Origin of the sequence: Mesorhizobium sp. INR15 (assembly GCF_015500075.1) — a bacterium.
Taxonomy (GTDB): Bacteria; Pseudomonadota; Alphaproteobacteria; order Rhizobiales; family Rhizobiaceae; genus Mesorhizobium.
The window spans coordinates 109,400-132,685 of sequence record NZ_CP045496.1 but is presented as its reverse complement, the minus strand read 5'-3'; the positions used below and the strand labels follow the sequence as shown (position 1 = coordinate 132,685).

Genomic DNA, 23,286 nt, shown 5'->3' with positions numbered 1-23,286 from the left:
GTGAATGGAAAGATGTGCTAATTTTTTCTGCCATTTAGCGAAATCGCGGATTTTTTTACCGCTTCCCGTGGGGTAGGCAAACAGGGAGTTCCAAAGCTGGAAAAACGGTGCTTATATGCGCGCTTCGCGAGCCTGATAGAGGGGCTTGGAAGAACATCAGGGAGTGCTCAATGAAGAAGAAACTGACTTTTGCAGCCGCGTTGCTGGCTGCAAGCGTCCTGGGCGGCGTGGCCAACGCGAAAACTCTGGTCTATTGCGCGGAAGCGTCCCCGGAAGGTTTTGACCCGGCGCCGTACACTGCCGGACAGACGTTCGACGCGTCGTCGCGTACCGTTTTCAACCGCCTTGTCGAATTCGATCACGGCAAGACGAGCGTGTCGCCGGGCCTGGCTGAAAGCTGGACGATTTCCGACGACGGCAAGGAATATATCTTCAAGCTGCGCAAGGGCGTCAAGTTCGCCGCCACCGACTATTTCACCCCGACCCGCGAACTTAACGCCGACGACGTGGTGTTCTCGTTCCAGCGTCAGGTCGACAAGGCTGGTCCCTGGTTCCAGTACATTCCAGGCATTGCCTATCAGTATTACAATGACCAGTTCGGCGACAACATCACCAAGGTCGAGAAGGTCGATGACCTGACGGTGAAGTTCACCCTCAAGGATCCGGCGATCACCTTCATTCCGACGCTGGGCATGGACTTTGCTTCGGTCGTTTCCAAGGAATATGCCGACAAGCTGCAGGCCGACAAGACGCCTGAACTGTTCAACCAGAAGCCGATTGGCACTGGCCCGTTCATCTTCGTCGACTACCAGACCGATGCGGCCATCCGCTACAAGGCCAACCCCGACTATTGGGGCGGCAAGCAGAAGATCGACGATCTGGTTTTCGCCATCACCACCGATCCGGCGGTCCGCGCGCAGAAGCTGAAGGCCGGCGAATGCAACATCATGTCGTATCCGGCACCGGCAGACATCAAAGGTCTGCAGGCTGATGCGAACCTGAAGGTCGAAGAGCAGGAAGGCCTCAACGTCGGCGCGCTGATGTACAACACCCAGCAGAAGCCGTTCGATGACGTCCGCGTCCGCAAGGCGCTCAACATGGCCATCAACAAGAAGGCCATTATCGACGCCGTGTTCCAGGGCGCCGGCCAGGTCGCGGTCAACCCGATCCCGCCGACGATGTGGTCCTACAACAAGGCAGTTAAGGACGATCCGTACGATCCGGATGCAGCCAAGAAGCTGCTTGCGGAAGCCGGCGTCAAGGACCTGAAGATGAACGTCTGGGCCATGCCCGTGTCGCGTCCTTATATGCCGAACGCGCGCCGCACCGCCGAGCTGATCCAGGCGGATTTCGCCAAGGTCGGCGTGACGGTCGAGATCGTCAGCTACGATTGGGGTGAATACCTCAAGCGCGCTTCCGCCGTCGACCACGACGGCGCCGTTATCGTCGGCTGGACCGGCGACAATGGTGATCCGGACAACTTCCTCGGCGTGCTCCTGAGCTGCGCTTCCGTCGGTTCGAACAACCGTGCGGAATGGTGCAACAAGGACTTCGATGCGCTCATCAACAAGGCCAAGACGGTTTCCGATCAGGCCGAGCGCACCAAGCTCTATGAACAGGCACAGGTCATCTTCAAGGAACAGGCACCCTGGGCGACGCTCGCTCACTCCAAGGTGTTCATGCCGATGCAGAAGACCGTCTCCGGCTTTGCGATGGATCCGCTCGGTATCCATCGCTTCGACGGCGTCGATATCGCCGAATAAGGTTCGCGAAACGGGGGTGGCGCCTTCTGGCGCTGCCCCCACTCGCCCGCCATGCTGCGTTATATCCTCGGCAAGCTCGCCCTCATCATCCCGACCTTTATCGGGATAACCATCCTCGCCTTTGGCTTCGTGCGCATCCTGCCCGGTGATCCCGTGCTGGTGCTCGCGGGCGAACGCGGCCTGTCGCCTGAACGTCACACGGCGCTGATGCACCAGTTCGGCTTTGACCTGCCGATCTGGCAACAATATCTGACCTATCTGACCAACATCCTTGGCGGCGATTTCGGCACGTCCTTCTCCACCAAGACGCCGGTGCTCAGGGACTTCCTTATCCGCTTCCCGGCAACGGTCGAACTCGCCATCTTCGCCATGATATTCGCGGTCATCCTGGGTGTCGCCGCCGGCATCTTCGCCGCCATCCGCCGCGGTTCCTGGTTCGATCAGCTGACCATGGGCACCGCATTAGCGGGCTATTCGATGCCGATCTTCTGGTGGGGACTGCTGCTGATCATCGTGTTCTCCGGCACGCTGCACTGGACGCCGGTCTCCGGCCGCATCGACCTGCTCTATTTCTTCAAACCAGTCACCGGCTTCATGACCATCGATTCCCTGATCTCGGGGCAGAAGGGCGCTTTCCGTTCGGCGCTGTCGCATCTCATTCTTCCGACCATTGTGCTCGGCACCATCCCACTCGCCGTCATTGCCAGGCAGACGCGCTCGGCCATGCTTGAGGTGCTTGGGGAGGACTACGTGCGCACCGCCCGTGCCAAGGGCCTGGCGCCGCGCCGCGTCATCGGCCTGCATGCCTTCCGCAACGCGCTGATCCCGGTCGTCACCACCATCGGCCTGCAGGTCGGCACGCTGTTGACGGGCGCCATCCTGACCGAGAGCATTTTCTCCTGGCCCGGCATCGGCAAGTGGATGATCGACGCCATTTCCAAGCGCGACTATTTCACCGTGCAAGGCGGGCTGCTGCTGATCGCGCTGATCGTCATGTCGGTGAACCTGATCGTCGACGTGCTTTATGCCGTCATCAATCCGCGTATACGGGCCAACTGACATGACAAACGAAGGCCCAGCCACGATCGAAGCCGCCACCGTCGTCAAGCAGCAGGATGCCCGGCTGCAGATGTTCGCGGAGTTCTGGCACTACTTCTCCATCAACAAGGGCGCGGTGATCGGGCTCTTTGTCTTTATGCTGCTGATCCTGATCGCCATTTTCGCGCCGCTGCTGGCGCCGCATTCGGCGGACGATCAGTTCCGCGATTTCTTCCTGACGCCGCCGGCCTGGCAGGAAGGCGGCAACAGTCAGTTCCTGCTCGGCACCGATGCCGTCGGTCGCGACATGCTTTCACGCCTGATCTATGGCTCGCGCTTCTCGCTCGCCATCGGTTTTGTCGTGGTCACCACGGCGCTGGTGTCAGGCGTTATTCTCGGCCTGCTCGCCGGCTACTGCCGTGGCTGGGTCGACACGCTGATCATGCGCATCATGGACATCATCCTGGCCTTCCCGTCGCTGCTGCTTGCACTTGTGCTGGTCGCGGTTCTCGGGCCGGGCCTCGTCAACGCCATGATCGCCATCGCCTTCGTGCTGCAGCCGCATTTCGCCCGGCTCACGCGTGCCGCCGTGATGGCGGAGAAGAACCGCGAATACGTTATCTCGGCCAAGGTCGCCGGCGCCAGCCATATCAGGCTGATGCTGGTGACGATCCTGCCCAACTGCATCGCACCGTTGATCGTGCAGGCGACGCTGTCCTTCTCCAATGCCATTCTCGAAGCCGCCGCACTTGGCTTCCTCGGCATGGGTGCGCAGCCGCCGACGCCCGAATGGGGCACCATGCTGGCCGAAGCGCGCGAGTTCATCCTGCGCGCCTGGTGGGTGGTGACATTCCCTGGCCTCGCGATCCTGATCACCGTCTTCGCCATCAACCTGATCGGCGACGGCTTGCGCGATGCGCTCGACCCCAAACTTAAGAGGTCGTGAGCATGCCTCTGCTCGAGATCAAGAACCTCACGGTTTCCTTCGACACTGCTGCCGGCCCGTTCATGGCCGTGCAAGGCATCGATCTGTCTGTCGAACCGCGCGAAGTGCTGGCGATCGTCGGCGAGTCCGGCTCCGGCAAATCGGTATCGATGCTGGCCGTGATGGGGCTGTTGCCCAACACGGCGACCGTCAAGGCCGACCGCATGGCTTTCGATGGCGTTGATCTGTTGAAGCTCAGCCCGTCCGAGCGGCGCAAGATCGTCGGCAAGGACATCTCGATGATTTTCCAGGAGCCGATCGCCAGCCTCAATCCGTGCTTCACGGTCGGCTTCCAGATCGAGGAAGTGCTGCGTTTCCACATGGGCATGGACCGTGGCCAGCGCCGGGCCCGCGCCATCGAACTGATGAAGCTGGTCGGCATTGCCGATCCGGAAGAGCGGTTGAACTCCTTCCCGCACCAGATGTCCGGCGGTCAGTGCCAGCGCGTCATGATCGCCATCGCCATCGCCTGCAATCCGAAGCTGCTGATCGCCGACGAGCCGACCACCGCGCTCGACGTCACCATCCAGAAGCAGATCCTCGATTTGCTGGTGTCGCTCCAAGCCAAATACGGCATGGGCCTGATCATGATCACCCACAATATGGGCGTGGTGGCCGAGACCGCCGATCGCGTCATCGTCCAGTACAAGGGCCGCAAGATGGAAGAGGCCGACGTGCTGTCGCTGTTTGAATCGCCGAAGAGCAATTACACGCGCGCATTGCTGTCGGCCTTGCCGGAGAACGCCGTTGGCGACCGGCTGCCGACTGTCTCCGACATGCTGTTCGAGCCGGCGCCCACCGCCGTGGGAGCCGCCTCATGAGCACCACGGTTCTCGAAGGCAAGAACATCGTCCGCGATTACCATATCGGTGGCGGCCTGTTCACCGGCCCGCGCACGGTGCACGCGGTCAAGGGCGTTTCCTTCAAGGTGGACAAGGGCAAGACGCTGGCCATCGTCGGCGAAAGCGGATGCGGCAAGTCCACGCTTGCCCGCATCATCACCTTGATCGACCCGGCCACGGCGGGCGAGTTGTTCATTGACGGCAACAAGGTGGACATCGCCAGGAACGGCCTGTCGAAGGAGATGCGCCGCAAGGTCCAGATCGTCTTCCAGAACCCTTATGGGTCGCTCAATCCACGCCAGAAGATCGGCGACGTGCTTGGCGAACCGCTGCTGATCAACACCGACAAGCCGGCCACCGAGCGGCGCGACCTGGCGATGAAGATGTTGAAGAAGGTTGGCCTCGGGCACGAGCACTACAACCGCTACCCCCACATGTTCTCCGGCGGCCAGCGCCAGCGCATCGCCATTGCTCGTGCGTTGATGCTCAACCCCAGCCTGCTGGTGCTGGACGAGCCTGTTTCGGCGCTGGACCTTTCTGTGCAGGCGCAGGTGCTGAACCTGCTTGCCGACCTGCAGGACGAATTCCAGCTGACCTACGTCTTCATCAGTCACGATCTGTCGGTGGTGCGCTACATCGCCGACGACGTCATGGTGATGTATTTCGGCGAGGCGGTGGAATATGGCTCGCGCGACGAGGTCTTCGCCGACCCCAAGCACAGCTACACCAAGACGCTGTTTGCCGCGACGCCACGCGCCGACGTCGCCTCGATCAAGGCGAGACTGGCCAAAAAGAAGGCGGCTTGATTTCGGGCAGGGGATATTGCGGTAGGGCTGGGTCAGACTGGCTCGCCGGGCGTCAATATCTTCATCAGCAGGACATTGGCATGTCCGCGCGGAAAGTCCTCGAATTGGGCGAGCCGCTCAAAACCGTGTTTCTCGTAGAAGTCCGGCGCCTGAAAGGTGAAGGACGCGAGGTGGATGACGTGACAACCGCGCCGACGCGCCTCCTGTTCGGCGGCGTCGAGGAGGCGTGAGCCAAGGCCTTTGCCGCGCTCGCTGTCGGCGATCCACAGCGTCTTGATCTCGCACACACCAGCCCAGCTATGGCCATGCAGACCGGCATAGATCGTGCCGTCATCGCGTTCAGGAATATCGACAGGTAGTGGCCATCATCGGCGCCGGTGGCGACGACGTTGAAGTCATGCAGGTGGTCCTCAAGCGCGATGATGTCTTCAGGCGTGGGCTCACTGGTGACAACCAGCGTTGCCTCGCGGTCGACGCTCGCATCATCGATATCGACAGGGCCGGTCATGGATACCTCCTCTTGCCAATCGAGGCGTCTCTCAGGACAACCTGGCTATGATGGCGCGCAGCGCCTCGCCGAATTTATGGACTTCCTCGACGGTGTTGTAGTGGACCAGCGAGGCGCGGATGGCGCCGCTGTCCATCGACAGGTTCAGCCGCTTCATCAGCCGTGGTGCATACATGTGGCCGTCGCGAATGCCGATCTGCATCTCGGACATCTCCTCGACGATCCGTTGCGGTGAAAGCTTGCCGATATTGAAGCAGAAGGTCGGCACGCGCTCGTTGATGCGGGCCTCGTCGGCAACTCCGTAGATCGTCGCGCCGCAATCCTTCAGCACGCCGAGCATCTCACGCGCCAGCACGATCTCGTAGTCGCGGATGGCACCCATGCCGGCGACGATATTGTCGCGGCGCGAGCGGTTGTTGGACGGCGCAAGATTGCGGCCGATCAGCTCCAGATAATGCACGGCGGCATCCATGCCGGAGACATTCTCATAGATAAACGTGCCGGCCTCGACCTTGTGGGGCGGCTCGTCCGGAATGAAATCCTCGCGGAAGGTCGGCAGCCGCTTCAGCGTTTCGAAACGGCCCCACAGGAAGCCCATATGCGGCGAGAAATTCTTGTAGCCCGAGCAGACCAGATAGTCGCAGTCCCAGGCCTGTACGTCGATGAGCCCATGCGGCCCGTAATGCACGCAGTCGAGAAACACCTCCGCGCCGGCCGCGTGCGCGATCCTGGCCACGGCGGCGACATCGACGATCGAGCCGATCGAATGCGCCGTCACCGTGCAGGCGACGAGCCGGGTGCGATCGGAAACCAGCGGCTTGAGGTCATCGACATGCAGGTTGCCGTCCTCGCGCATGCGCCACCATTTGAACTTGGCGCCGGCGCCTTCCAGCGCCAGCCATGTCGCGATGTTGGCGTCATGGTCCATGTCGGTGATGACGATCTCGTCGCGTTCCCCCAGCATCTGGCCGATGCCGAGGCTGACCAGGCGGATGAACGAGGTGGCGTTCATGCCGAAGCAGATTTCCGCCGGACTGTAGGCATTGACCAGTAGCGCCACACTTGTCCGCGCGTCGGCAACCGACTGGTCGACGGCGACACTGCGGCCATAGCGGCCACCGCGCTGCACATTGTGCGAAACCAGGTGGTTGGTCACCGCGTCGAGCACGCTTTGCGGGATCTGCGCGCCGGCCGCGTTGTCCATGAAAATGAAATCGCCCGCCTTCTGCAGGGCCGGAAACATGGCGCGAATGGTCTCGACGGGGAAGCCGCCGGCGGCGCTATGGGATGTGCTCAAGGGACGTCTCCTGGGAAGTGCTTTGCGGATGGTGCGGTGGTCAGCGGGTCTTTTCGTCTTTGAAGCGGTGTTCAAGCATGCTGACGAGGCGGACCATCGGCCAGAGGAAGATGAGATAGACCAGCGCCGCGCCGATCAGCGGCGACGGGTTGGCGTAGAGCGACTGCGCGTTGGTCGCTTCCTTCAAGAGCTCCGGCAGCGCGACTGTGGAAGCAAGCGATGTGTCCTTGAACATCGAGACGCAGTTGCTGGTCATCGGCGGAATGACCACGCGGACAGCCTGCGGCAGCACCACCTTGCGCAAGGTGAGCAGGAAGGGCAGGCCGAGCGCCTGCGATGCCTCGAACTGACCGCGCGGAATGCTCTCGATGCCGGAACGGAACACTTCCGCTGAATAGGCCGACATGATGATGGCGAACGCCGTCACCGCGGACGCCCAGGACGACAGCCGTATGCCGAGAAACGGCAGCGCGTAGTAGATCAGGATCAGCACCACCAGCACCGGCAGGGCGCGGAAGATATCGGTGTAGCCGATAGCGAGCCACCGCAGCGGCTTCGGCGCATAGAGCCGCAACAGGCTGATCCCCAGGCCGATAGGAATACCAATGCCGATGCTGAGCAGTCCAAGCAGCAATGTATTCAGGAAGCCGCGCAGCAAGGCCGGCAGGCTGGACATGATGACATCGGCGTTGAAGAAAGTGTCCAGCAGCGACATGGGAGTGTTCCCGAAACGGTTGGCGTCGCGTGACGCGAAAGCAATTCCAGGAAACTGTGAAGCGGTTTTCCGTCCGGAACTGCGTCAGAATATGGATGCCGGGGCACCGAATTCGGCTTGCGCACCGAATTCCGGCCCAGGCGAAGGTGATGCATGAAACCAGACGTGCCGGCCTTTTGAGCCGGCACGTCCCGTTTTCAATGGTTGCCGGTCAGGCCTTTGGCAGCGGCATTTCCTTGACGGTCGAAGAATCGGCTGGAGCATCGCTGCCGAACCACTTCTTGTGGATACCAGCCAGCGTGCCGTCCTTCTTCATCGCGGTCAGCGCGTCGTTCAGCTTGCCGAGCAGCGGATGGTCCTTGGTCAGCATCAGCCCGTACTGTTCGCCGGTCTTGATGCGTTCCTTGACGACCAGGTCCTTCATCTTGGTGAAGGCGTATTGCATGCCCGGAATGTCGCTGACGGCGGCATCAACGCGGCCGGCGCTGAGGTCGAGCAACAGGTTCTGCTGCGTGTCATAGCCCTTCACATCGCTGAAGCCGTCGGCTTCCTGATGCGCCTTGACCCAGGTCTCGCCGGTCGAGCCGGACAGCACGCCCACGATCTTGCCCTTGAGGTCGGCCTCGGCCTTGATCGCGCTGTCGGTCTTGGTCGCGATGCCCATATCGGAATCATAATAGGGCTGGGTGAACGACTGCGACTTCAGCCGCTCGGGCGTGATGGTAATGGACGAGATGGCAACGTCGATACGCTTCGACGTGGTGGCGGCGAACAATGCCTGGAAGCCGAGGTCGGCGATGTCGGTGGTCATGCCGATGCGCTTTGCCGCCTCGTTGACGATATCGACTTCGAAACCCTCGAAGGTGCCGCTCTCATTCTTGAACTCGAACGGCGGATTGGTTGGATACGCCCCGACATTCAGCACATCGGCGGCATAGGCGGTTGCGGGACCGGCGGCGATGCCGATGACGGCGGCGAGAAGAAGCAGTTTACGGCGCGTGAAGCTCATTTCTTGTTCCCTCTGGTTGTTGATCGAACGGGTTTGTCCCGCACGGTTTTTTGCCGCTCCGCTGTCGCGGAACGTCAATTCATGGCTGCACTCATGCGATCGAGCGCGGTCGCGATCTGGTCGCGCTCGCGGCAGACACACATTCGCAAGAAGGCTGTCGACGAATCTCCAAACAGATGACCGGGCGCCAATCCTACATGCGCCGTCTCCAGGATCCTGGCACAGACGCGCCGCGCATCGCTTTCGCCTTCGATCTTGAAGAAGGCATACATGCCGCCGCGCGGTTTCGTCGGCAATACGACACCGGGGATTTGCGCAAGCCTGTCATAGGCCAGATCGAGGCCGGTCTTGATCCTTTGCCTGATTTCCTCGACCAGCGGCTCACCCTGGCGGATGGCCGCGACGGCGGCAGCCTGGGTGGAGGCCGCGGTGCCGCTGTTGACATACTGGGTCATGGCGCCGAGCTGCTCAGCCACCCCTGATGGGTGTGTCAGCCAGCCGATACGCCAGCCAGTCATTGCCCAGGCCTTGGAGAAGCTGTTCACCGACAGCACCCGGTCGCCGTCTTCGGCGATCTGCAGGATCGACGGCGCCACGTTGCCGTCGAAATAGAGCCTGCCATAGACCTCGTCGGAGATGATCCAGATACCGGTGCGGCGGCTGAAATCGAGCAGCGCCTGCATCTCTTCGCGCGATGCGGTCCAGCCGGTCGGATTGGAAGGCGTCGACAGGAAAATCGCCCGCGTTCGCGCGTCGCAGGTGGCAAACAGCCGGTCGAGGTCGAGCTTCCAGTCGTCCTTGAAATCGAGCGAAAATGGACGCGGCTCACCGCCAATCAGATGAATGGCGTTGTGGATGTTGGGCCATTGCGGCGCGACATAGACGACATTGGTGCCGGTATCGACCAGCAGTTCCAGCGCCAGGTACAGCGCCTGCATGCCGCCCGGCGTAACCGTTGTGCGCGATATCGGGATCGGCCGGCCATGCAGGCGCGTCTGGTAGTCCGACAGCGCCTCGTTCAGCGGACCATGGCCACGCATGTTGGGGACATAGAAGGTGAGGCCTTCGTCGAGAGCCGCCTTGGCTGCGTCGCGGATGAAGGCCGGCGTTACCATATCGCCCTCGCCGTACCAAAGCGCGATCACGTCACCCAGTTCACGTGCGCGAACAGCGAGGTTGGCGATGTTTTCGGTATGCAGATCGCGGATTTGAGCGCGCACACCTTCGAGAGCGTAGAGCGCGCCGGCTGGAGACGATGACTGGGGCAACATGAACGACAAGGACTGAACAACCCCTTTGATCGCACCCGGAACGCCACGACCACCGCAAAGGCCATGCGGCACGGCAGTCGCGATCGACATAGAATGCTTATCTAAAGTACGGCGGTTTTCAAGGCGAAAGTTTTAAGCTTAAAAAGTTTGACCGGGATGTTGCCGGACCGATACGTTTTTGGGCCTAGCCATGCCTGTCTCTCGCCAGTTCGGCATGCGCGGCGGAATGGCCGGCCGCCGCACCCGCGCCGAGAAACATCGTGTCGCTGGCCAGGATGAAGAAACTGGCACCGATGGCGGCCCATTGGCCGACATCGGCCGGCTTGGCGCAGAAGATGCCGGCGGCCTTGCTATGTCCGATCGCCACGCTGATGATCCTGCCGATCGCATCAGCGAGCTTGTCGGCGCCTTGAGGGCCAAGTGCGTCGATCGACACCGAGAGATCTCCGGGGCCGACAAAGATCACATCGACACCCTCGACCGCCGCGATCGCCTCGATATTGGCAAGGCCCTCCGCCGTCTCGACCTGAACCGCGACAACGGTCCTCTCATTGGCCGCGGCGAGATATTCCGGAATGCGGTAGCCATAGCCGGCGGCGCGCCCGGGTCCGACGCCACGCTCGCCTTTCGGCGGATAGCGCGAAGCCTTCACCGCCATGGCGGCTTGGGCTGATGTCGAGACGCGCGGGACAAGCACGCCTTGCGCGCCACTGTCCAGCGCCGCGGCGATCGCCTCCGGCGCATGGCCGGGAACCCGCACCATGGCCGGCACGCGATGCACGTCGGCGGCGCGGATCATGGTCTCGATCATGTCCCTGGATATCTGCGCATGCTCCCAGTCGATGCAGAGGAAGTCGAGACCGGCTAGCGCCAGGACTTCCACGGCGACGGCGTGTGGTATGGCGGCAAAGGAGCCGACAAGGCGTTGCCTGCCGATGCATTTCTGGCGAAGTTCGCTCATGCCGATCCCTCTTTTCATGCCGTCCATGTTCATATCCGCAAACGACATTCACGCAGGCAACCACGTCCTGCTCATCCTTAAGCAGTAGGGCTTTCGAAAACAGAGGATGTGTTGAGATTCAGATCAGGCCGGCATGAGGTGAGTCTCAACATAACTTACTCCGGGATGACAGCCGTAGCCTGGATCTCGACCTTGGCGCGGTCCTCGACCAGCGACACCACCTGCATCGCGGCCATAGCCGGAAAGTGCCGGCCGATCACGTCGCGATAGGCTTCGCCGATGCCTCTGAGATTCGACCTGTATTCGGCCTTGTCGACAAAATACCAGGTCATCGAGGTGATGTGCTGTGGCCCGGCGCCGGCTTCCGCCAGCACCGCCACGATGTTCTCAAGCGTCTGCCGCACCTGGCCGACGAAGTCGTCGGTTTCGAACTGGCATTGGCCGTTCCAGCCGACCTGGCCCCCGACGAAGACAAGTTGCCCGCGTGCCGCGACGCCGTTCGCGTAGCCGACAGGTTTGGCCCAGCCTTCCGGCTGCAGGATTGTGTGCATTCAAATCTCCCGGTCTCTTCAAATGTTCTTCTTGCAATCGAATGATCGTCAAATTTCCCACCGTGCCGTCTCAGCCCGCGCCCATCACTTGCCGGGCGATCACCACCTTCTGCACGTCGGACGCCCCTTCGTAGATGCGCAGCGCGCGGATCTCGCGATAGAGGCTTTCGACAATATGACCTTTGCGCACACCGTCGCCGCCATGCAGTTGCACAGCCTTGTCGATCACTTCTTGCGCCTTGTCGGTGGCAAAGAGCTTGGCCATCGCCGCCTCGCGGGTAACCCGGGGCGCCCCCATGTCCTTGGTCCAGGCGGCGCGATAGACCAGCAAGGCGGCCGCATCGACATCCAGCGCCATGTCGGCGATATGTCCCTGCACCATCTGCAACTCGGCCATCGGTGCGCCGAACAGTTTGCGCTCGGCAACTCTGCTGATGCTTTCGTCGAGTGCGCGGCGGGCAAAGCCGAGTGCGGCGGCGCCGACGGTCGAACGGAAGACGTCGAGCACCGACATGGCGATGCGGAAACCGTCGCCCGGTTTGCCGATCAGCGCCGAGGCCGGCAAGCGGACGCCGTCGAAAGACAGGCGCGCCAGCGGATGCGGTGCGATCACTTCCAGCCGTTCGGCGATTGTGAGGCCCTTGACGTCACCTGGCACGATGAACGCTGAAAGTCCCTTGGCGCCGGGCGCTTCGCCGGTGCGGGCGAAGACGACATAGAGATCGGCGATGCCACCATTGGAAATCCAGGTCTTTTCGCCTGAAAGAACATAGCTGTCGCCGTCGCGGGTCGCGGTCATCTCCATGTTGGCGACATCCGAGCCGGAGCGTGGCTCCGACAACGCGAAAGCGGAAATTGCTTCTCCCGAGCGCGTCTTGCCGAGCCAATTTCGCTGTTGCCCGGGCGTGCCGAAAAGGCTGAGCGCCCCGGTGCCGAGCCCCTGCATGGCGAAGGCGAAATCGGCCAGTCCGTCATGACGGGCGAGCGTTTCGCGTGTGATGCACAGCGTGCGCACGTCGAGCGGCGCGGGATTTTCGCTGTCGACCGCCGTCGGCTTCAGCCAGCCGTCCTTGCCAAGCTTCGCCACCAGCTCGCGGCAGGCTGCATCGACATTGTGGTGATCGACCGGCAGGTTTTTCGCACACCATGCCTCCAGCCGCTCGGCCAGCACGCGATGGCGGTCTTCGAAGAACGGCCAGTTGAGGAAGCTCTTGTCAGCCATCAATTGCCCTCGAACACCGGCTTCTGCTTGTCGACAAAGGCGTGATAGGCGCGCTCGAAATCGCGCGTCTGCATACAGATCGCTTGCGCCTGGGCTTCCGCCTCGATCGCCTGGTCGAGCCCCATCGACCATTCCTGGTTCAACTGCGTCTTGGTGATGCCGTGGGCGAAGGTCGGGCCGGAGACGATGCGTGCCGCCATGTCGAGCGCGTCGGCTTCGAGCGCGGCGGCATCGACCAGCCTGTTGTAAAACCCCCAGCGTTCGCCTTCCGCCGCCGTCATCGTCCGGCCTGTGTAAAGCAGCTCGGCGGCGCGGCCCTGGCCAATGATGCGCGGCAGGATCGCGCAGGCACCCATGTCGCAGCCGGCAAGGCCGACGCGCGTGAACAGGAATGCCGTCTTGGCCTCCGGCGTCGCTATGCGGATGTCGGAACTCATGGCGATGATCGCGCCGGCGCCGACCGCCACGCCATCCACCGCCGAAATGATCGGCTTGCCGCAATTCAGCATCGCCTTGACGAAATCGCCGGTCATGCGCGTGAAGGCGAGAAGCTCTTTCATGTCCATCTTGACCAGCGGCCCGATGATGTCGTGGACATCGCCGCCGGAGCAGAAATTCCCGCCATTGGACAGGAACACCACCGCGTCTACATCGTCGGCATAGACGAGGTCGCGAAACGTGTCGCGCAACTCTGCATAGCTTTCAAAGGTTAGCGGGTTTTTGCGTTCAGGCCGATCGAGCCGGACCCTGGCGATCCTGCCCTCGACCTGCCAGAGGAAATGCTTCGGCTTGAGGCCGGCCATTGCAGTCATTCGCGTCCCTCCCAATTGCTGCGGAAAGAGGTCAGCATGCCCGTCAGCCGGCGCGCCTCATCCTCGCTCACCTTGCCCAGCAACTCGCCGATCCAGCTTTCATGTGCGGCCGCGATGATGCCGAAGCTTTTCGATCCCTCTTCGGTCAGCCGCACCATCGAGGTGCGGCGATCGCCATTGCGCCGCGCGCGGGCGACAAGCCCTTCGGACACGAGCCGGTCGACGATGCCGGTGACATTGCCGTTGGAAACCAGCAGGAAGCGTGACAGGTCGCTCATCAGCATGCCTTCCGGCGCGCGATAGAGAGCCGCCATCACATCGAAGCGCGGCAGCGTGGTGTTGAATTCCTTCTTCAGGCGTTCGCGCAGCTCGGCCTCGATCGTGCGCGATGCTCGCAGCAGCCTGATCCATAGACGCAGCCGGTCCTTGCCGGGTCCCGACGGTGCGGGCAGGGGGCCGGCTACCATGTCTCACCTCCAGAAATGGACAGGCTCTGCCCGGTGATCGATGCCGCGGCATCGCCGCACAGCCACAGCACGGCGGCGGCAACTTCCTGCGGCTGGATGAAGCGGCCTTGCGGATTGACCGAGGCGAGGCTCGACCGTGCCTGCTCGACCGAGCGGCCGGTTTTTTCGATGATGCGTTGAATGGACTCTTCCAGCATCTCTGTCTCGACGAAGCCCGGGCACAGCGCGTTGACTGTGACGCCGGATTTGGCGGTCTCAGTGGCGAGTGCGCGCATCAACCCGACGACGCCGTGCTTGGCCGCCACGTAAGGCGCGACGTAAGCATAGCCCTTGAGGCCAGCGGTCGAAGCGATGAAGACGATCCGGCCCGCCTTGCGCGCGGCCATGCCGGCCAGTGCCGGCTTCACGGTCAGGAAGGCGCCGGTCAGGTTGACGTCGAGCGTCCGCTGCCAATCGTCGAGGCTTGTCTTGTGCGCCGGGGAGCTGCCGGCCATGCCGGCATTGGCGACGACGATGTCGATGGGGCCGCGCGCCGCTTCCGCCTGTGCGTAGAGCGACGCCATCGAGGCCTCGTCGGTCACATCGGCAACGATGCCGAAAACCCGGCTGTTCTGCGTGGCAACCTCGGTGAGTGCGGCTTCACGCCGGCCACAGATAGTGACGTCGATGCCGGCGCCGGCCAGCGTCAGCGCGATTGCCTTGCCCACACCCGAGCCACCGCCGGTGACCAGCGCATGTTTGCCGGCGATCGCTGTTGCCACCGTCATACCTTGAGCCCCGCTGCCGCGTCTCGCTCGGCCAGGCGGTAGATCTGGTCGCGGCCCGGCAGATAGGGATCCGGCCATTTGACGCCACGGTCGCCGAGTGTCACGGCGGCATGCAGTGTCCAGTAGGGGTCGGCCAGATGCGGCCGTGCCAGCGCCACCAGATCGGCGCGGCCGGCCATCAGGATCGAATTGACATGGTCGGGCTCGTAGATGTTGCCGACCGCCATTGTCGCCATGCCGACCTCGTTGCGGATGCGGTCGGAAAATGGCGTCTGGAACATGCGGCCATAGACCGGCTTTGCCGACGCTGAAGTCTGGCCGGCCGAGACGTCGCAAATGTCGACGCCGGCCTCGTGCAGGAGCCGTGCGATCTCCACCGCGTCGGCGGGTGTGACGCCTTCGATGCCGACCCAGTCATTGGCCGAGATGCGCATCGAGATCGGCTTTTCCGCCGGCCATGCGGCACGCACCGCGTGGAAGATTTCGAGCGGATAGCGCATGCGGTTTTCCAGCGAGCCGCCGTATTCGTCCGTGCGCCGGTTGGTGACCGGGGTGATGAAGGACGACAGGAGGTAGCCATGCGCGGCATGGATCTCGAGCATGTCGAAGCCGCAACGGTCAGCCATTTCAGTGGAAGCCACGAACTCGTCGCGGACCCTGTCCATGTCGGCGCGGTCCATCGCCTTCGGCACCTGATTTTCAGGCGACCACGCCACCGCCGAAGCCGACATGATCGGCCAGTTGCCTGATGTCAGCGGCACGTCTGTGCCTTCCCAGCCGAGCCGGGTCGAGCCCTTGGCGCCGGAATGGCCGATCTGTGCGCAGATCCTGGCTTCGGTCTCGCTGTGGACGAAGTCGACCAACCGCTTCCACGCCACCTCGTGTTCAGGTGCGTAGAATCCAGGGCAGCCTGGCGTGATGCGGCCCTCGGGGCTGACGCAGGTCATCTCGATATAGACCAGCCCGGCGCCGCCCTTGGCCCGCTCGGCGTAGTGGGTGAAATGCCAGTCGGTTGGACAGCCGTCGACGGCCTTGTACTGCGCCATAGGTGAGACGACGATGCGGTTGCGCAACTCCATGTCGCGCAGCTTGAACGGCGCGAACATCGGTGCACGGCGCAAGCTGTTGCCGCCAGCACCGGCCTGGCGCTGGAACCATTCTTCAGCGCCACCCAGCCATTCAGCGTCGCGCAGCCGCAGGTTCTCGTGGCTGATGCGCTGCGAGCGCGTGAGCAGCGAATAATTGAACTGCACCGGATCGAGGCCAAGGTAGCGCTCGACCTCCTCGAACCATTCGAGCGAATTGCGCGCCGCCGATTGCAGTTTCAGCACCTCGGTGCGGCGGGCGTCCTCGTATTTGCGGAACGCTGCTTCGAGATCAGGCTCGGACTCGACATATTCGGCCAGCGCCACAGCGCTTTCCAGCGCCAGTTTGGTGCCGGAGCCGATCGAGAAATGCGCTGACGCGGCCGCATCGCCCATCAGGGCCAAATTCTTGTAGGACCAGCGCTCACACAGCACGCGTGGGAAGTTGATCCAGGCCGAACCCCTTATGTGATTGGCATTGGTCATCAGTGCATGGCCGCCAAGATGCTTGGCGAAGATGCGCTCGCAGACGGCAATGGATTCCTGCTGCGACATCGAGCCGAAGCCAAATGCCTCCCAGGTCTGCTCGCTGCATTCGACGATGAAGGTCGCGGTCTCGCTGTCGAACTGGTAGGCGTGCGCCCACACCCAGCCATGCTCGGTTTTTTCGAAGATGAAGGTGAAGGCGTCGTCGAATTTCTGTTCCGTGCCCAGCCAGACGAACTTGCATTTGCGGGTGTCAATGTCGGGTTTGAACACGTCGACGAAAGTGTTGCGCGCCCTGGAATTCAGGCCGTCGGCGGCAACAACCAGATCATGCGTTTCCATATAGGTTTTCGGGTCGGCGATATCGGTCTCGAACATCAGCTTGACGCCGAGTTCGCGTGCACGGCGCTGCAGCAACACCAGCAGGCGCTTGCGGCCGATGCCGCAGAATCCGTGGCCGGTCGAGACCGTGCGCACGCCGTCATGGATGACGGCGATATCGTCCCAGTAGGCGAAATGCTTCTTGATCCAGACGGCGCTGACCGGGTCGTTCCGGCTCAGATTGTCGAGCGTTTCGGCCGACAGCACCACCCCCCAGCCGAACGTGTCGTCGGCACGGTTGCGCTCGAACACCGTCACGTCATGCGCGGCATCCCGAAGCTTCATCGAGATGGCGAAGTAGAGGCCGGCTGGTCCGCCGCCGAGAACCGCAACCTTCATCTGTGCGATCTCCTCTTCGCTTTGCTGCCATCAGTATCGCGCCTGAAATAAATTATTTCAAGCTTAAAGTTTCATACCAAAATGATTAGGTGTGGGCGCGCCTGCGTGACATCCGGCAAGCGCGCCTTTCTATCACTTCTCGGGGTTCTTCGGGCTCCAAAGCACGGTCTCTGCGCCTTTTTCGTAGGCCATGCCGGTGGGATAGCTTATTGCTTCCAGCTGCAGGCCCCATGGCGCCTGGAAATAGAGGATGGTCTGGCCGCCAGCGGGTCCTTCGGAAACCGGTATCGGCCCCATGCGCGTCTTGACGCCCTTGGCGTCGAGATAGGCTTTGGCGGCCGCGACATCATCGACATAGAAGGCAATGTGGAAGCCGCCGATGTCGCTGTTCTTCGGCGTCACGTCCTTCTGGTCGGGTGCGGTGTATTTGAACAGCTCGATGTTCGAACCATAGCCGCAGCGGACCATGGTGATCTCTTGAATCACGGCCTTCGGATCGACGCCCAGGACATCCTGCATGAACGTGCCCTTGTCGTCGGCGAACGGGCCGAAGGACATCGCCTTCTTGCAGCCGACCACTTCGGTGAAGAAGTCGACCGCCTGCTTCATGTCGGGAACGGTGATCCCGGTGTGATCGTGCCCGCGCATGCCGGGGATAGAGCTGGCGCTCGCCAAGCCAGTGCTGCCCAGGATCGCGGTGGCGATCAATGCGTTTCGGATGATGGTCCTCATGCTATTCCTCCTCCATTCGCGGGACTTGCTCATTTGCCGCTCGCACGTCCGAGGCCCGCTTTTCGGCGTGCTTATGCATTCATGTCGGCGCCTTGCCGGTCGAAGGGATATCCAGCCAGCCGGCATCGATTTCGGGCAGCGGAATGGCCGATATGAGGTCGCGCGTGTAGCTCTGCCGTGGGTTCTCGAACAGGGCGTCGGTGGCACTCGCCTCGACGATCACCCCTTCCCGCATCACGATCACTTGCCGGCACAGCCTTCGGATCACCGACAGGTCGTGGCTGATGAAGGCAACAGTCAGGCCCATCTCGGCCGCGAGTTTCTCCAGCAGAGTGAGAATCTGTGCCTGGGTCGACACATCGAGGCCCGAGACGATCTCGTCGGCCAGCACGAATTTCGGCGACAGCGCCAGTGCCCGGGCAATGCCGACGCGCTGGCGCTGGCCGCCCGACAGTTCGTGGCGGTAGCGGCGGGCGAAGCTTTCCGGCAGGCCGACGCGGCGCAGCGCTTCCATCACCCGGTCGGTCAGATTGTCGCCGAGCCCATTCTGCTTCAGCGGCGCGGCGATGATGCTGAAGATCGTGTGGCGCGGGTTGAGCGACGACATCGGGTCCTGGAAGATCATCTGCAGGTCACGGCGCAACGGCCGCAGCTCTGCCTCCGGCAGATGGGTAATGTCCTGGCCGTCGAAGCTGACGCTGCCGGCGCTGGGTTCAAGCAGCCGCACGAGGGCGCGGCCGAGCGTCGACTTGCCGGACCCTGATTCACCGACGATGCCGGTGACCGATCCCTTGGGCAGATCGAAATCCAGTCCCTTCAGGATCTCGGTCAGCGGCGCGCGGCCAATCAGCGGCTTGCGCGTCATGTCGGGCAGCGCGACTTTCAGCCCACGCACGGAAAACAGCGGCTCAGCCATGCCGAGGTCTCCAGGCCTGGTCGGCAGCGGCGATCTCCGAAGCGAGCCCGGCCAGCACGGCCTCATCGACAGGCTTCAGCGAGGCGAGAGGATCGGTGTAGCGTGGCGTCGCCGCCATCAGCGCCCGCGTATAGGGGTGCTGTGGGGCGGCGAAGAGAGCCGCCGTTTCGGCTTCCTCCACCACCTTGCCGGCATAGAGCACGGACACTTTCTGGCTGATCTTGGCGACGACGCCGAGATCGTGAGTGACGAACAGGATCGCGGTGCCATGCTCGCGCTGCAATTGCACGATCAGCCGCAAGATCTGTTTCTGCACGGTCACGTCGAGGGCCGTGGTCGGCTCGTCGGCGACGATCAGCCGTGGCTCCGCGGCGAAGGCGGCGGCGATCAAGACGCGTTGGCGCATGCCGCCAGAGAGTTCATGCGGATAACTTTTGAGCACGCGGTCGGGATCGCGGATCTGCACCTCGTCCAGCAATTGCCGGATGCGGGTGTCGGCCTTCTCGCCGCTCCAGCCGAGGATGCTCACCAGCCGGTCGGTCATCTGCGGGCCGATGCGGCGCGACGGGTTGAGCGCGGTCAGCGGGTCCTGCGGGATCAGCGCCGTGCGCGCGCCGATCAGCGTGCGCCGCGCCTTGGGTTGCAGCTTGCCGAGGTCTTCGCCCTCGAGCCGGATATCGCCTTCGACAATGCGCACGCTTGACGGCAGGACGCCGAGCACCGCCTTGCCGATCATCGTCTTGCCGGCGCCGCTCTCCCCGACCAGCGCGCGAACCTCGCCCGGCTGTACGACGAGCGAGACCGAGCGCAGCACGCGCTGGCCATTTGGCAGCACGGCGCTCAAGCCGTCGATGTCAAGGCAAGCGCTCATCGCAGCACCGGATCGAAACGCGTCTTCAAGGCTTCGCCGAACTGGCTGAACGACAGCACGGTGAGGATCAGCGTGATCAGCGGGAACACCAGCACCCACCAGGCCTGGTGGATCGAAAGCCGGCCCTCGGCGATGATGCCGCCCCAGGTCGGATCGTCGGTCGAGATCGACAGGTTGACGAAGGACAGGATCGCCTCGACGATGACAGCGATGCCCATTTCGAGCGACAGCAGCGCCACGATCGACGGCACCACATTGGGCAGCACTTCGCGCAGCATGATGCCGACGCGGCCATAGCCGGCGATGCGGGCGTTCTCGACATAGTCCATGCGCGCCTGGCCCATGGTCTCGGCGCGAATGACGCGGCAGAAGCGGGTCCAGTCGATGATCGCGATGGCGAGGATGACGGAACCCAGGCCCGTTCCAAGAACGGCGACCAGCAGGATGGCGAACAGCACCGGCGGAAACGCCATCCAGACATCGACGATGCGCGAGATGATGCGGTCGGCCCAGCCGCCGAAATAGCCCGCGATCAGACCAAGCGCCGAACCGACCACGCAGGCGGCGATCGCGGCGGCGAAGGCAACGATGAAGGCGATGCGGGCGCCAAAGATCAATCGCGAAAGAAGGTCGCGGCCAAGGCTGTCGGTGCCCAGCCAGTAGCCGGGCTCGGCACCGCTCATCCAGAACGGCGGCAACCGCTCCAGCATGAGGTCCTGCGCCAGCGGGTCCTGCGGTGCGATCAGTGGCGCGAAGATCGCGGCCAGAAGCGCCAGCAACAGCCAGCCGCCGGCAAGCCAAAGCCGCGGACTTGAGCCCCGCCGTGACATGCGGTTCTCATCCATGGCGCAGCCTCGGATTGAGCAGCGCGTACATCATGTCGACCACGAGATTGATCAGCACGAAGAGCAGCGCGAAGACCAGCACGATGCCCTGGATCAGCGGCAGGTCGCGGTTGATGACGGCATCGATCGCCATGTTGCCGAGGCCTTCATAGGAAAACAGCCGCTCGACGATGACCGTGCCGCCGATGAGGAAAGTGAATTGCACGCCGATCAGGGTTAGCGTCGGCAAGGCGGCGTTCTTCAGCGCCTCGCGCAGGATGACTTGTGTTTCGGAAAAACCCTTGACCCGTGCCAGCACGACATAGTCGAGATCGAGCACCTCCTTCAGCGACTGCTTCAACAGCTGCGAAATGATCGCCGCGAGTGGCAGCGCCAGCGCCACCGCCGGCATCAGCATGTGCTTCAGCAGATCCCATGTGAGATCGAAGCGAAACCGCAGCAAACTTTCAAACAGGTAGAACTGAGTGACGAAAGGCAGGTCGAGTTGCGGTGACACGCGGCCCGAAATGTCGAAGATCGGCACCAGCACGCCGAACAGCAGGATGAGCACGAGACCCCACAGGAAATCCGGAATGGAAAGCGCTGCTCCGCTGGCGATGTCGATGCCGGCCTCGACCGCCGTGCCACGCTCGCGCGCGCCGAGGATCGCGGTCGCGCCGCCCAGCCCCACGGCCATCAGCAGCGCCAGGATGGCAAGCTCCAGCGTTGCCGGCAGGCGATCGAACACCAGCCCGAGCACGTCCTGGCGCAGCGAGATCGAGGTGCCGAAATCGCCTCTGGCAACACCGGACAGCCAGATGAAGAACTGCTGCACGATGGTCTTGTCGAGCCCGTAAAGCGCCCGCAACCGGGCGATGTCGGCATCGGTCGCGCCGGGCGGCAGCATCATGGCGATCGGATCGCCGGGCGCGACGCGGATCACGACGAAGACGACGACGGCCACGCCGAAAAGCGTGATCAGCATCGTCAGAAGGCGGATCAGAAATCTTTGCAGGAGCATGTAAATCTTTGCGCGAGCACGCTGGCTCGTATGCCTGGTAGAAAATGCGCGCCGTCGTTGTCGACGGCGCGCGGCATGGATGCCTATGTCAGGCCGGGGTCATCAGCGCCGGCAGCAGCGCGCCGGAAATATGCTGCACGACCTTGACGCCCTTGGCATGCACGATCGGCTGGGCGAACTGCAGCAGCGGCAGCACATAGGCCTGCTCGGCGATGTACTTGTCGACAGCCTTCCAGCCGGCAATGCGCTTGGCCTCGTCCTTCTCACCCCAGAGAGGGCCGATCTTCGCGTCGAGGTCGTCGGTTTTCCAGGATGAGTGCGGCGATGGTCCGAACATCGCAAAGCCCGTCGACGTGGTCGGATCGCCGATGGCATTGCCCCAGTTGTAGAAGGCCGCCGGATCCAACTTGTGCGCCGCGCGCAGCTCATAGTGCTTGGCGATCTCGTAGACCTCGATCGTCGCCTCGATGCCGACCTTGCGCCACATGCCGACGATGGCCTGCACCATCTCGTAGTCCTTGGGCTTGAAGCCCTTGGTCGTCTGGATGGTGATCTTGGCCGGCTTTTCAGGCGAATAGCCGGAAGCGGCCAGCAATTCCTTGGCCTTCTCCGGATTGTGCTCGACCTTGATCGACGGATCGTAGGCGGCGTATTCGGGCGTTTCCAGCGTATCGATCGGCTGGCCATAGCCCCGCAGCAACCGCTTGACCAGCAGCTCCTTGTCCACCGCCATGACGGCCGCCTGGCGGACATTCTTGTCGAGCATCGCATCCTTGTTGTTGAAGAAGATCATGCCGATGTCCGACACGTTCTTGCACGAGCCGGCAAGGCCATCCTTGGCGATCAGGCGGTCGTATTCCTCGTACGGAATCTCAAGCGTCACCTGCGAAGAGCCGGATTCGATTTCCGCGACACGGCTCGCGGCATCGGTAACGAACTTGATCGTCACATTCTCGAAGGCCGGCTTGCCGCCCCAATAGGTCGGATTGGCCTTCAGCCGAAGGAAGGCGTTGCGCTCGAACTTCTCGACCATGTAAGGGCCGGTGCCGATCGGCGCCTTCTCGAACCCCTCGGCGCCGACCTTCTCGTAATAGGCCTTGGGCAGGATGTAGCCGGTGAGGAACGACATCCATTTGAAATACACCGGGTCGAACTGCACGACATCGCCGGTGATCTTGTTGCCGTCGATCTTGAAGTTGTTGACGTTCTTCCAGACGAACTGGATCGGATTGCCGGTCTTTTCGTCACCTGCACGCTGCAGCGACCAGACCACGTCTTCGGCGGTGAAGGGCGAGCCGTCATGCCATTTCACGCCTTCGCGCACCGTCATCATCACCTTGGTGCGATCGTCGTTCCAGCCCCATTCGGTCAAAAGGCCGGGCGCGAAAGACAGGTCAGGCTTCTGTGGAATGAACTGGTCGAAAACCGACTGGTAGAGGCCCTGGATTGTCGGATTGACCGCGGACGGTCCGGTGGTCGGATCCCAGGACGGTAGATTGACGTTGTAGGCAATGGTGAGTTCGCCGGCCGCGGCGCTTGCGATTTTCGGCAAGCCGATAGCCGTGGCACCAAGTGCGGCGCTGTATCCGAGCAATTCGCGTCTGTTGATTGGCATGG

The 23,286-nt window shown here is 62.5% G+C and carries 24 protein-coding genes; 6 read left to right on the top strand and 18 right to left on the bottom strand.

What is annotated here, in order from left to right; translation table 11 throughout:
• Positions 1 to 170 precede the first annotated feature (170 nt).
• The 5 genes from GA829_RS00625 (at position 171) to GA829_RS00605 (ending at position 5,434) form a co-directional block, all read left to right on the top strand.
• Positions 171 to 1,763 carry an ABC transporter substrate-binding protein gene (locus tag GA829_RS00625; protein ID WP_195176673.1) on the top strand — a complete coding sequence of 531 codons (1,593 nt, stop codon included), beginning with the start codon at positions 171 to 173 and terminating at the stop codon, positions 1,761 to 1,763.
• A 51-nt stretch (positions 1,764 to 1,814) separates the two neighbouring features.
• Positions 1,815 to 2,822 carry an ABC transporter permease subunit gene (locus GA829_RS00620; RefSeq protein WP_195176672.1) on the top strand — a complete coding sequence of 336 codons (1,008 nt, stop codon included), beginning with the start codon at positions 1,815 to 1,817 and terminating at the stop codon, positions 2,820 to 2,822.
• A 70-nt stretch (positions 2,823 to 2,892) separates the two neighbouring features.
• Positions 2,893 to 3,747: an ABC transporter permease subunit gene (locus GA829_RS00615; protein WP_195179466.1), complete on the top strand. Its 855-nt coding sequence runs from the start codon at positions 2,893 to 2,895 to the stop codon at positions 3,745 to 3,747.
• A 2-nt stretch (positions 3,748 to 3,749) separates the two neighbouring features.
• Entirely contained in the window at positions 3,750 to 4,607 is an 858-nt protein-coding gene (locus GA829_RS00610; RefSeq protein WP_195176671.1) for an ABC transporter ATP-binding protein, read from the top strand.
• A complete protein-coding gene (locus tag GA829_RS00605; protein WP_195176670.1) occupies positions 4,604 to 5,434 on the top strand; it encodes a dipeptide ABC transporter ATP-binding protein in 831 nt (276 codons plus the stop codon). Before GA829_RS00610 ends, GA829_RS00605 begins: the two co-directional genes overlap by 4 nt.
• A gap of 32 nt (positions 5,435 to 5,466) precedes the next feature.
• Here GA829_RS00605 and GA829_RS00600 read toward each other — a convergent pair whose 3' ends face one another.
• A complete protein-coding gene (locus GA829_RS00600) occupies positions 5,467 to 5,721 on the bottom strand; it encodes a GNAT family N-acetyltransferase (RefSeq protein WP_195176669.1) in 255 nt (84 codons plus the stop codon).
• Between the two features lie 71 nt (positions 5,722 to 5,792).
• Between GA829_RS00600 and GA829_RS00595 the strand changes: the two genes are divergently transcribed.
• Positions 5,793 to 5,993 (top strand): hypothetical protein, encoded by a 201-nt coding sequence (locus tag GA829_RS00595; protein WP_195176668.1) that lies wholly within the window; start codon positions 5,793 to 5,795, stop codon positions 5,991 to 5,993.
• Here GA829_RS00595 and GA829_RS00590 read toward each other — a convergent pair.
• The 17 genes from GA829_RS00590 to GA829_RS00510 form a co-directional block, all read right to left on the bottom strand.
• Positions 5,974 to 7,185: a cysteine desulfurase-like protein gene (locus GA829_RS00590; RefSeq protein WP_258052316.1), complete on the bottom strand. Its 1,212-nt coding sequence runs from the start codon at positions 7,183 to 7,185 to the stop codon at positions 5,974 to 5,976. The genes GA829_RS00595 and GA829_RS00590 overlap by 20 nt on opposite strands.
• A 94-nt stretch (positions 7,186 to 7,279) precedes the next feature.
• On the bottom strand, positions 7,280 to 7,954 hold the full coding sequence (locus GA829_RS00585; protein WP_195176666.1) for an amino acid ABC transporter permease: 675 nt from the start codon (positions 7,952 to 7,954) through the stop codon (positions 7,280 to 7,282).
• A gap of 211 nt (positions 7,955 to 8,165) precedes the next feature.
• Positions 8,166 to 8,963: an ABC transporter substrate-binding protein gene (locus GA829_RS00580; protein ID WP_195176665.1), complete on the bottom strand. Its 798-nt coding sequence runs from the start codon at positions 8,961 to 8,963 to the stop codon at positions 8,166 to 8,168.
• A gap of 74 nt (positions 8,964 to 9,037) precedes the next feature.
• Positions 9,038 to 10,324 (bottom strand): pyridoxal phosphate-dependent aminotransferase, encoded by a 1,287-nt coding sequence (locus GA829_RS00575; protein WP_374940376.1) that lies wholly within the window; start codon positions 10,322 to 10,324, stop codon positions 9,038 to 9,040.
• Positions 10,325 to 10,418: 94 nt separating this feature from the next.
• On the bottom strand, positions 10,419 to 11,195 hold the full coding sequence (locus tag GA829_RS00570) for an HpcH/HpaI aldolase family protein (RefSeq protein ID WP_195179464.1): 777 nt from the start codon (positions 11,193 to 11,195) through the stop codon (positions 10,419 to 10,421).
• Between the two features lie 155 nt (positions 11,196 to 11,350).
• Positions 11,351 to 11,746, bottom strand: coding sequence for a RidA family protein (locus tag GA829_RS00565; protein WP_195176664.1), 396 nt, complete (start codon positions 11,744 to 11,746; stop codon positions 11,351 to 11,353).
• Positions 11,747 to 11,816: 70 nt separating this feature from the next.
• Entirely contained in the window at positions 11,817 to 12,968 is a 1,152-nt protein-coding gene (locus GA829_RS00560) for an acyl-CoA dehydrogenase family protein (protein WP_195176663.1), read from the bottom strand.
• Positions 12,968 to 13,780, bottom strand: coding sequence for an enoyl-CoA hydratase family protein (locus GA829_RS00555; RefSeq protein WP_195176662.1), 813 nt, complete (start codon positions 13,778 to 13,780; stop codon positions 12,968 to 12,970). Before GA829_RS00555 ends, GA829_RS00560 begins: the two co-directional genes overlap by 1 nt.
• Positions 13,777 to 14,247, bottom strand: a complete 471-nt coding sequence (locus GA829_RS00550) for a MarR family winged helix-turn-helix transcriptional regulator (RefSeq protein WP_195176661.1) — start codon at positions 14,245 to 14,247, stop codon at positions 13,777 to 13,779. The genes GA829_RS00555 and GA829_RS00550 overlap by 4 nt, the downstream gene beginning before the upstream one ends.
• Positions 14,241 to 15,014 (bottom strand): SDR family NAD(P)-dependent oxidoreductase, encoded by a 774-nt coding sequence (locus tag GA829_RS00545; RefSeq protein WP_195176660.1) that lies wholly within the window; start codon positions 15,012 to 15,014, stop codon positions 14,241 to 14,243. Before GA829_RS00545 ends, GA829_RS00550 begins: the two co-directional genes overlap by 7 nt.
• Positions 15,011 to 17,305: a bifunctional salicylyl-CoA 5-hydroxylase/oxidoreductase gene (locus tag GA829_RS00540; protein ID WP_195176659.1), complete on the bottom strand. Its 2,295-nt coding sequence runs from the start codon at positions 17,303 to 17,305 to the stop codon at positions 15,011 to 15,013. The genes GA829_RS00545 and GA829_RS00540 overlap by 4 nt, the downstream gene beginning before the upstream one ends.
• Before the next feature lie 132 nt (positions 17,306 to 17,437).
• On the bottom strand, positions 17,438 to 18,037 hold the full coding sequence (locus GA829_RS00535; protein ID WP_195176658.1) for a VOC family protein: 600 nt from the start codon (positions 18,035 to 18,037) through the stop codon (positions 17,438 to 17,440).
• A 79-nt stretch (positions 18,038 to 18,116) separates the two neighbouring features.
• A complete protein-coding gene (locus GA829_RS00530) occupies positions 18,117 to 18,953 on the bottom strand; it encodes an ATP-binding cassette domain-containing protein (protein WP_195176657.1) in 837 nt (278 codons plus the stop codon).
• Positions 18,946 to 19,824 (bottom strand): ABC transporter ATP-binding protein, encoded by an 879-nt coding sequence (locus GA829_RS00525; RefSeq protein WP_195176656.1) that lies wholly within the window; start codon positions 19,822 to 19,824, stop codon positions 18,946 to 18,948. Before GA829_RS00525 ends, GA829_RS00530 begins: the two co-directional genes overlap by 8 nt.
• Positions 19,821 to 20,669 carry an ABC transporter permease gene (locus GA829_RS00520; protein WP_195176655.1) on the bottom strand — a complete coding sequence of 283 codons (849 nt, stop codon included), beginning with the start codon at positions 20,667 to 20,669 and terminating at the stop codon, positions 19,821 to 19,823. Before GA829_RS00520 ends, GA829_RS00525 begins: the two co-directional genes overlap by 4 nt.
• Positions 20,662 to 21,669: an ABC transporter permease gene (locus GA829_RS00515; RefSeq protein ID WP_195176654.1), complete on the bottom strand. Its 1,008-nt coding sequence runs from the start codon at positions 21,667 to 21,669 to the stop codon at positions 20,662 to 20,664. The genes GA829_RS00520 and GA829_RS00515 overlap by 8 nt, the downstream gene beginning before the upstream one ends.
• A gap of 88 nt (positions 21,670 to 21,757) precedes the next feature.
• Positions 21,758 to 23,284 carry an ABC transporter substrate-binding protein gene (locus tag GA829_RS00510; protein ID WP_195176653.1) on the bottom strand — a complete coding sequence of 509 codons (1,527 nt, stop codon included), beginning with the start codon at positions 23,282 to 23,284 and terminating at the stop codon, positions 21,758 to 21,760.
• Positions 23,285 to 23,286: the final 2 nt, after the last annotated feature.

Excerpts from the sequence above, each read along its gene's own strand:
- GA829_RS00625 (WP_195176673.1), top strand. The coding sequence starts at position 171 with ATGAAGAAGAAACTGACTTTTGCAGCCGCGTTGCTGGCTGCAAGCGTC.
- GA829_RS00620 (WP_195176672.1), top strand. The coding sequence starts at position 1,815 with ATGCTGCGTTATATCCTCGGCAAGCTCGCCCTCATCATCCCGACCTTT.
- GA829_RS00615 (WP_195179466.1), top strand. The coding sequence starts at position 2,893 with ATGTTCGCGGAGTTCTGGCACTACTTCTCCATCAACAAGGGCGCGGTG.
- GA829_RS00610 (WP_195176671.1), top strand. The coding sequence starts at position 3,750 with ATGCCTCTGCTCGAGATCAAGAACCTCACGGTTTCCTTCGACACTGCT.
- GA829_RS00605 (WP_195176670.1), top strand. The coding sequence starts at position 4,604 with ATGAGCACCACGGTTCTCGAAGGCAAGAACATCGTCCGCGATTACCAT.
- GA829_RS00590 (WP_258052316.1), bottom strand. The coding sequence starts at position 7,185 with ATGTTTCCGGCCCTGCAGAAGGCGGGCGATTTCATTTTCATGGACAAC.
- GA829_RS00585 (WP_195176666.1), bottom strand. The coding sequence starts at position 7,954 with ATGTCGCTGCTGGACACTTTCTTCAACGCCGATGTCATCATGTCCAGC.
- GA829_RS00580 (WP_195176665.1), bottom strand. The coding sequence starts at position 8,963 with ATGAGCTTCACGCGCCGTAAACTGCTTCTTCTCGCCGCCGTCATCGGC.
- GA829_RS00575 (WP_374940376.1), bottom strand. The coding sequence starts at position 10,324 with ATGTCGATCGCGACTGCCGTGCCGCATGGCCTTTGCGGTGGTCGTGGC.
- GA829_RS00570 (WP_195179464.1), bottom strand. The coding sequence starts at position 11,195 with ATGAGCGAACTTCGCCAGAAATGCATCGGCAGGCAACGCCTTGTCGGC.
- GA829_RS00565 (WP_195176664.1), bottom strand. The coding sequence starts at position 11,746 with ATGCACACAATCCTGCAGCCGGAAGGCTGGGCCAAACCTGTCGGCTAC.
- GA829_RS00560 (WP_195176663.1), bottom strand. The coding sequence starts at position 12,968 with ATGGCTGACAAGAGCTTCCTCAACTGGCCGTTCTTCGAAGACCGCCAT.
- GA829_RS00555 (WP_195176662.1), bottom strand. The coding sequence starts at position 13,780 with ATGACTGCAATGGCCGGCCTCAAGCCGAAGCATTTCCTCTGGCAGGTC.
- GA829_RS00550 (WP_195176661.1), bottom strand. The coding sequence starts at position 14,247 with ATGGTAGCCGGCCCCCTGCCCGCACCGTCGGGACCCGGCAAGGACCGG.
- GA829_RS00545 (WP_195176660.1), bottom strand. The coding sequence starts at position 15,014 with ATGACGGTGGCAACAGCGATCGCCGGCAAACATGCGCTGGTCACCGGC.
- GA829_RS00540 (WP_195176659.1), bottom strand. The coding sequence starts at position 17,305 with ATGAAGGTTGCGGTTCTCGGCGGCGGACCAGCCGGCCTCTACTTCGCC.
- GA829_RS00535 (WP_195176658.1), bottom strand. The coding sequence starts at position 18,037 with ATGAGGACCATCATCCGAAACGCATTGATCGCCACCGCGATCCTGGGC.
- GA829_RS00530 (WP_195176657.1), bottom strand. The coding sequence starts at position 18,953 with ATGGCTGAGCCGCTGTTTTCCGTGCGTGGGCTGAAAGTCGCGCTGCCC.
- GA829_RS00525 (WP_195176656.1), bottom strand. The coding sequence starts at position 19,824 with ATGAGCGCTTGCCTTGACATCGACGGCTTGAGCGCCGTGCTGCCAAAT.
- GA829_RS00520 (WP_195176655.1), bottom strand. The coding sequence starts at position 20,669 with ATGGATGAGAACCGCATGTCACGGCGGGGCTCAAGTCCGCGGCTTTGG.
- GA829_RS00515 (WP_195176654.1), bottom strand. The coding sequence starts at position 21,669 with ATGCTCCTGCAAAGATTTCTGATCCGCCTTCTGACGATGCTGATCACG.
- GA829_RS00510 (WP_195176653.1), bottom strand. The coding sequence starts at position 23,284 with ATGCCAATCAACAGACGCGAATTGCTCGGATACAGCGCCGCACTTGGT.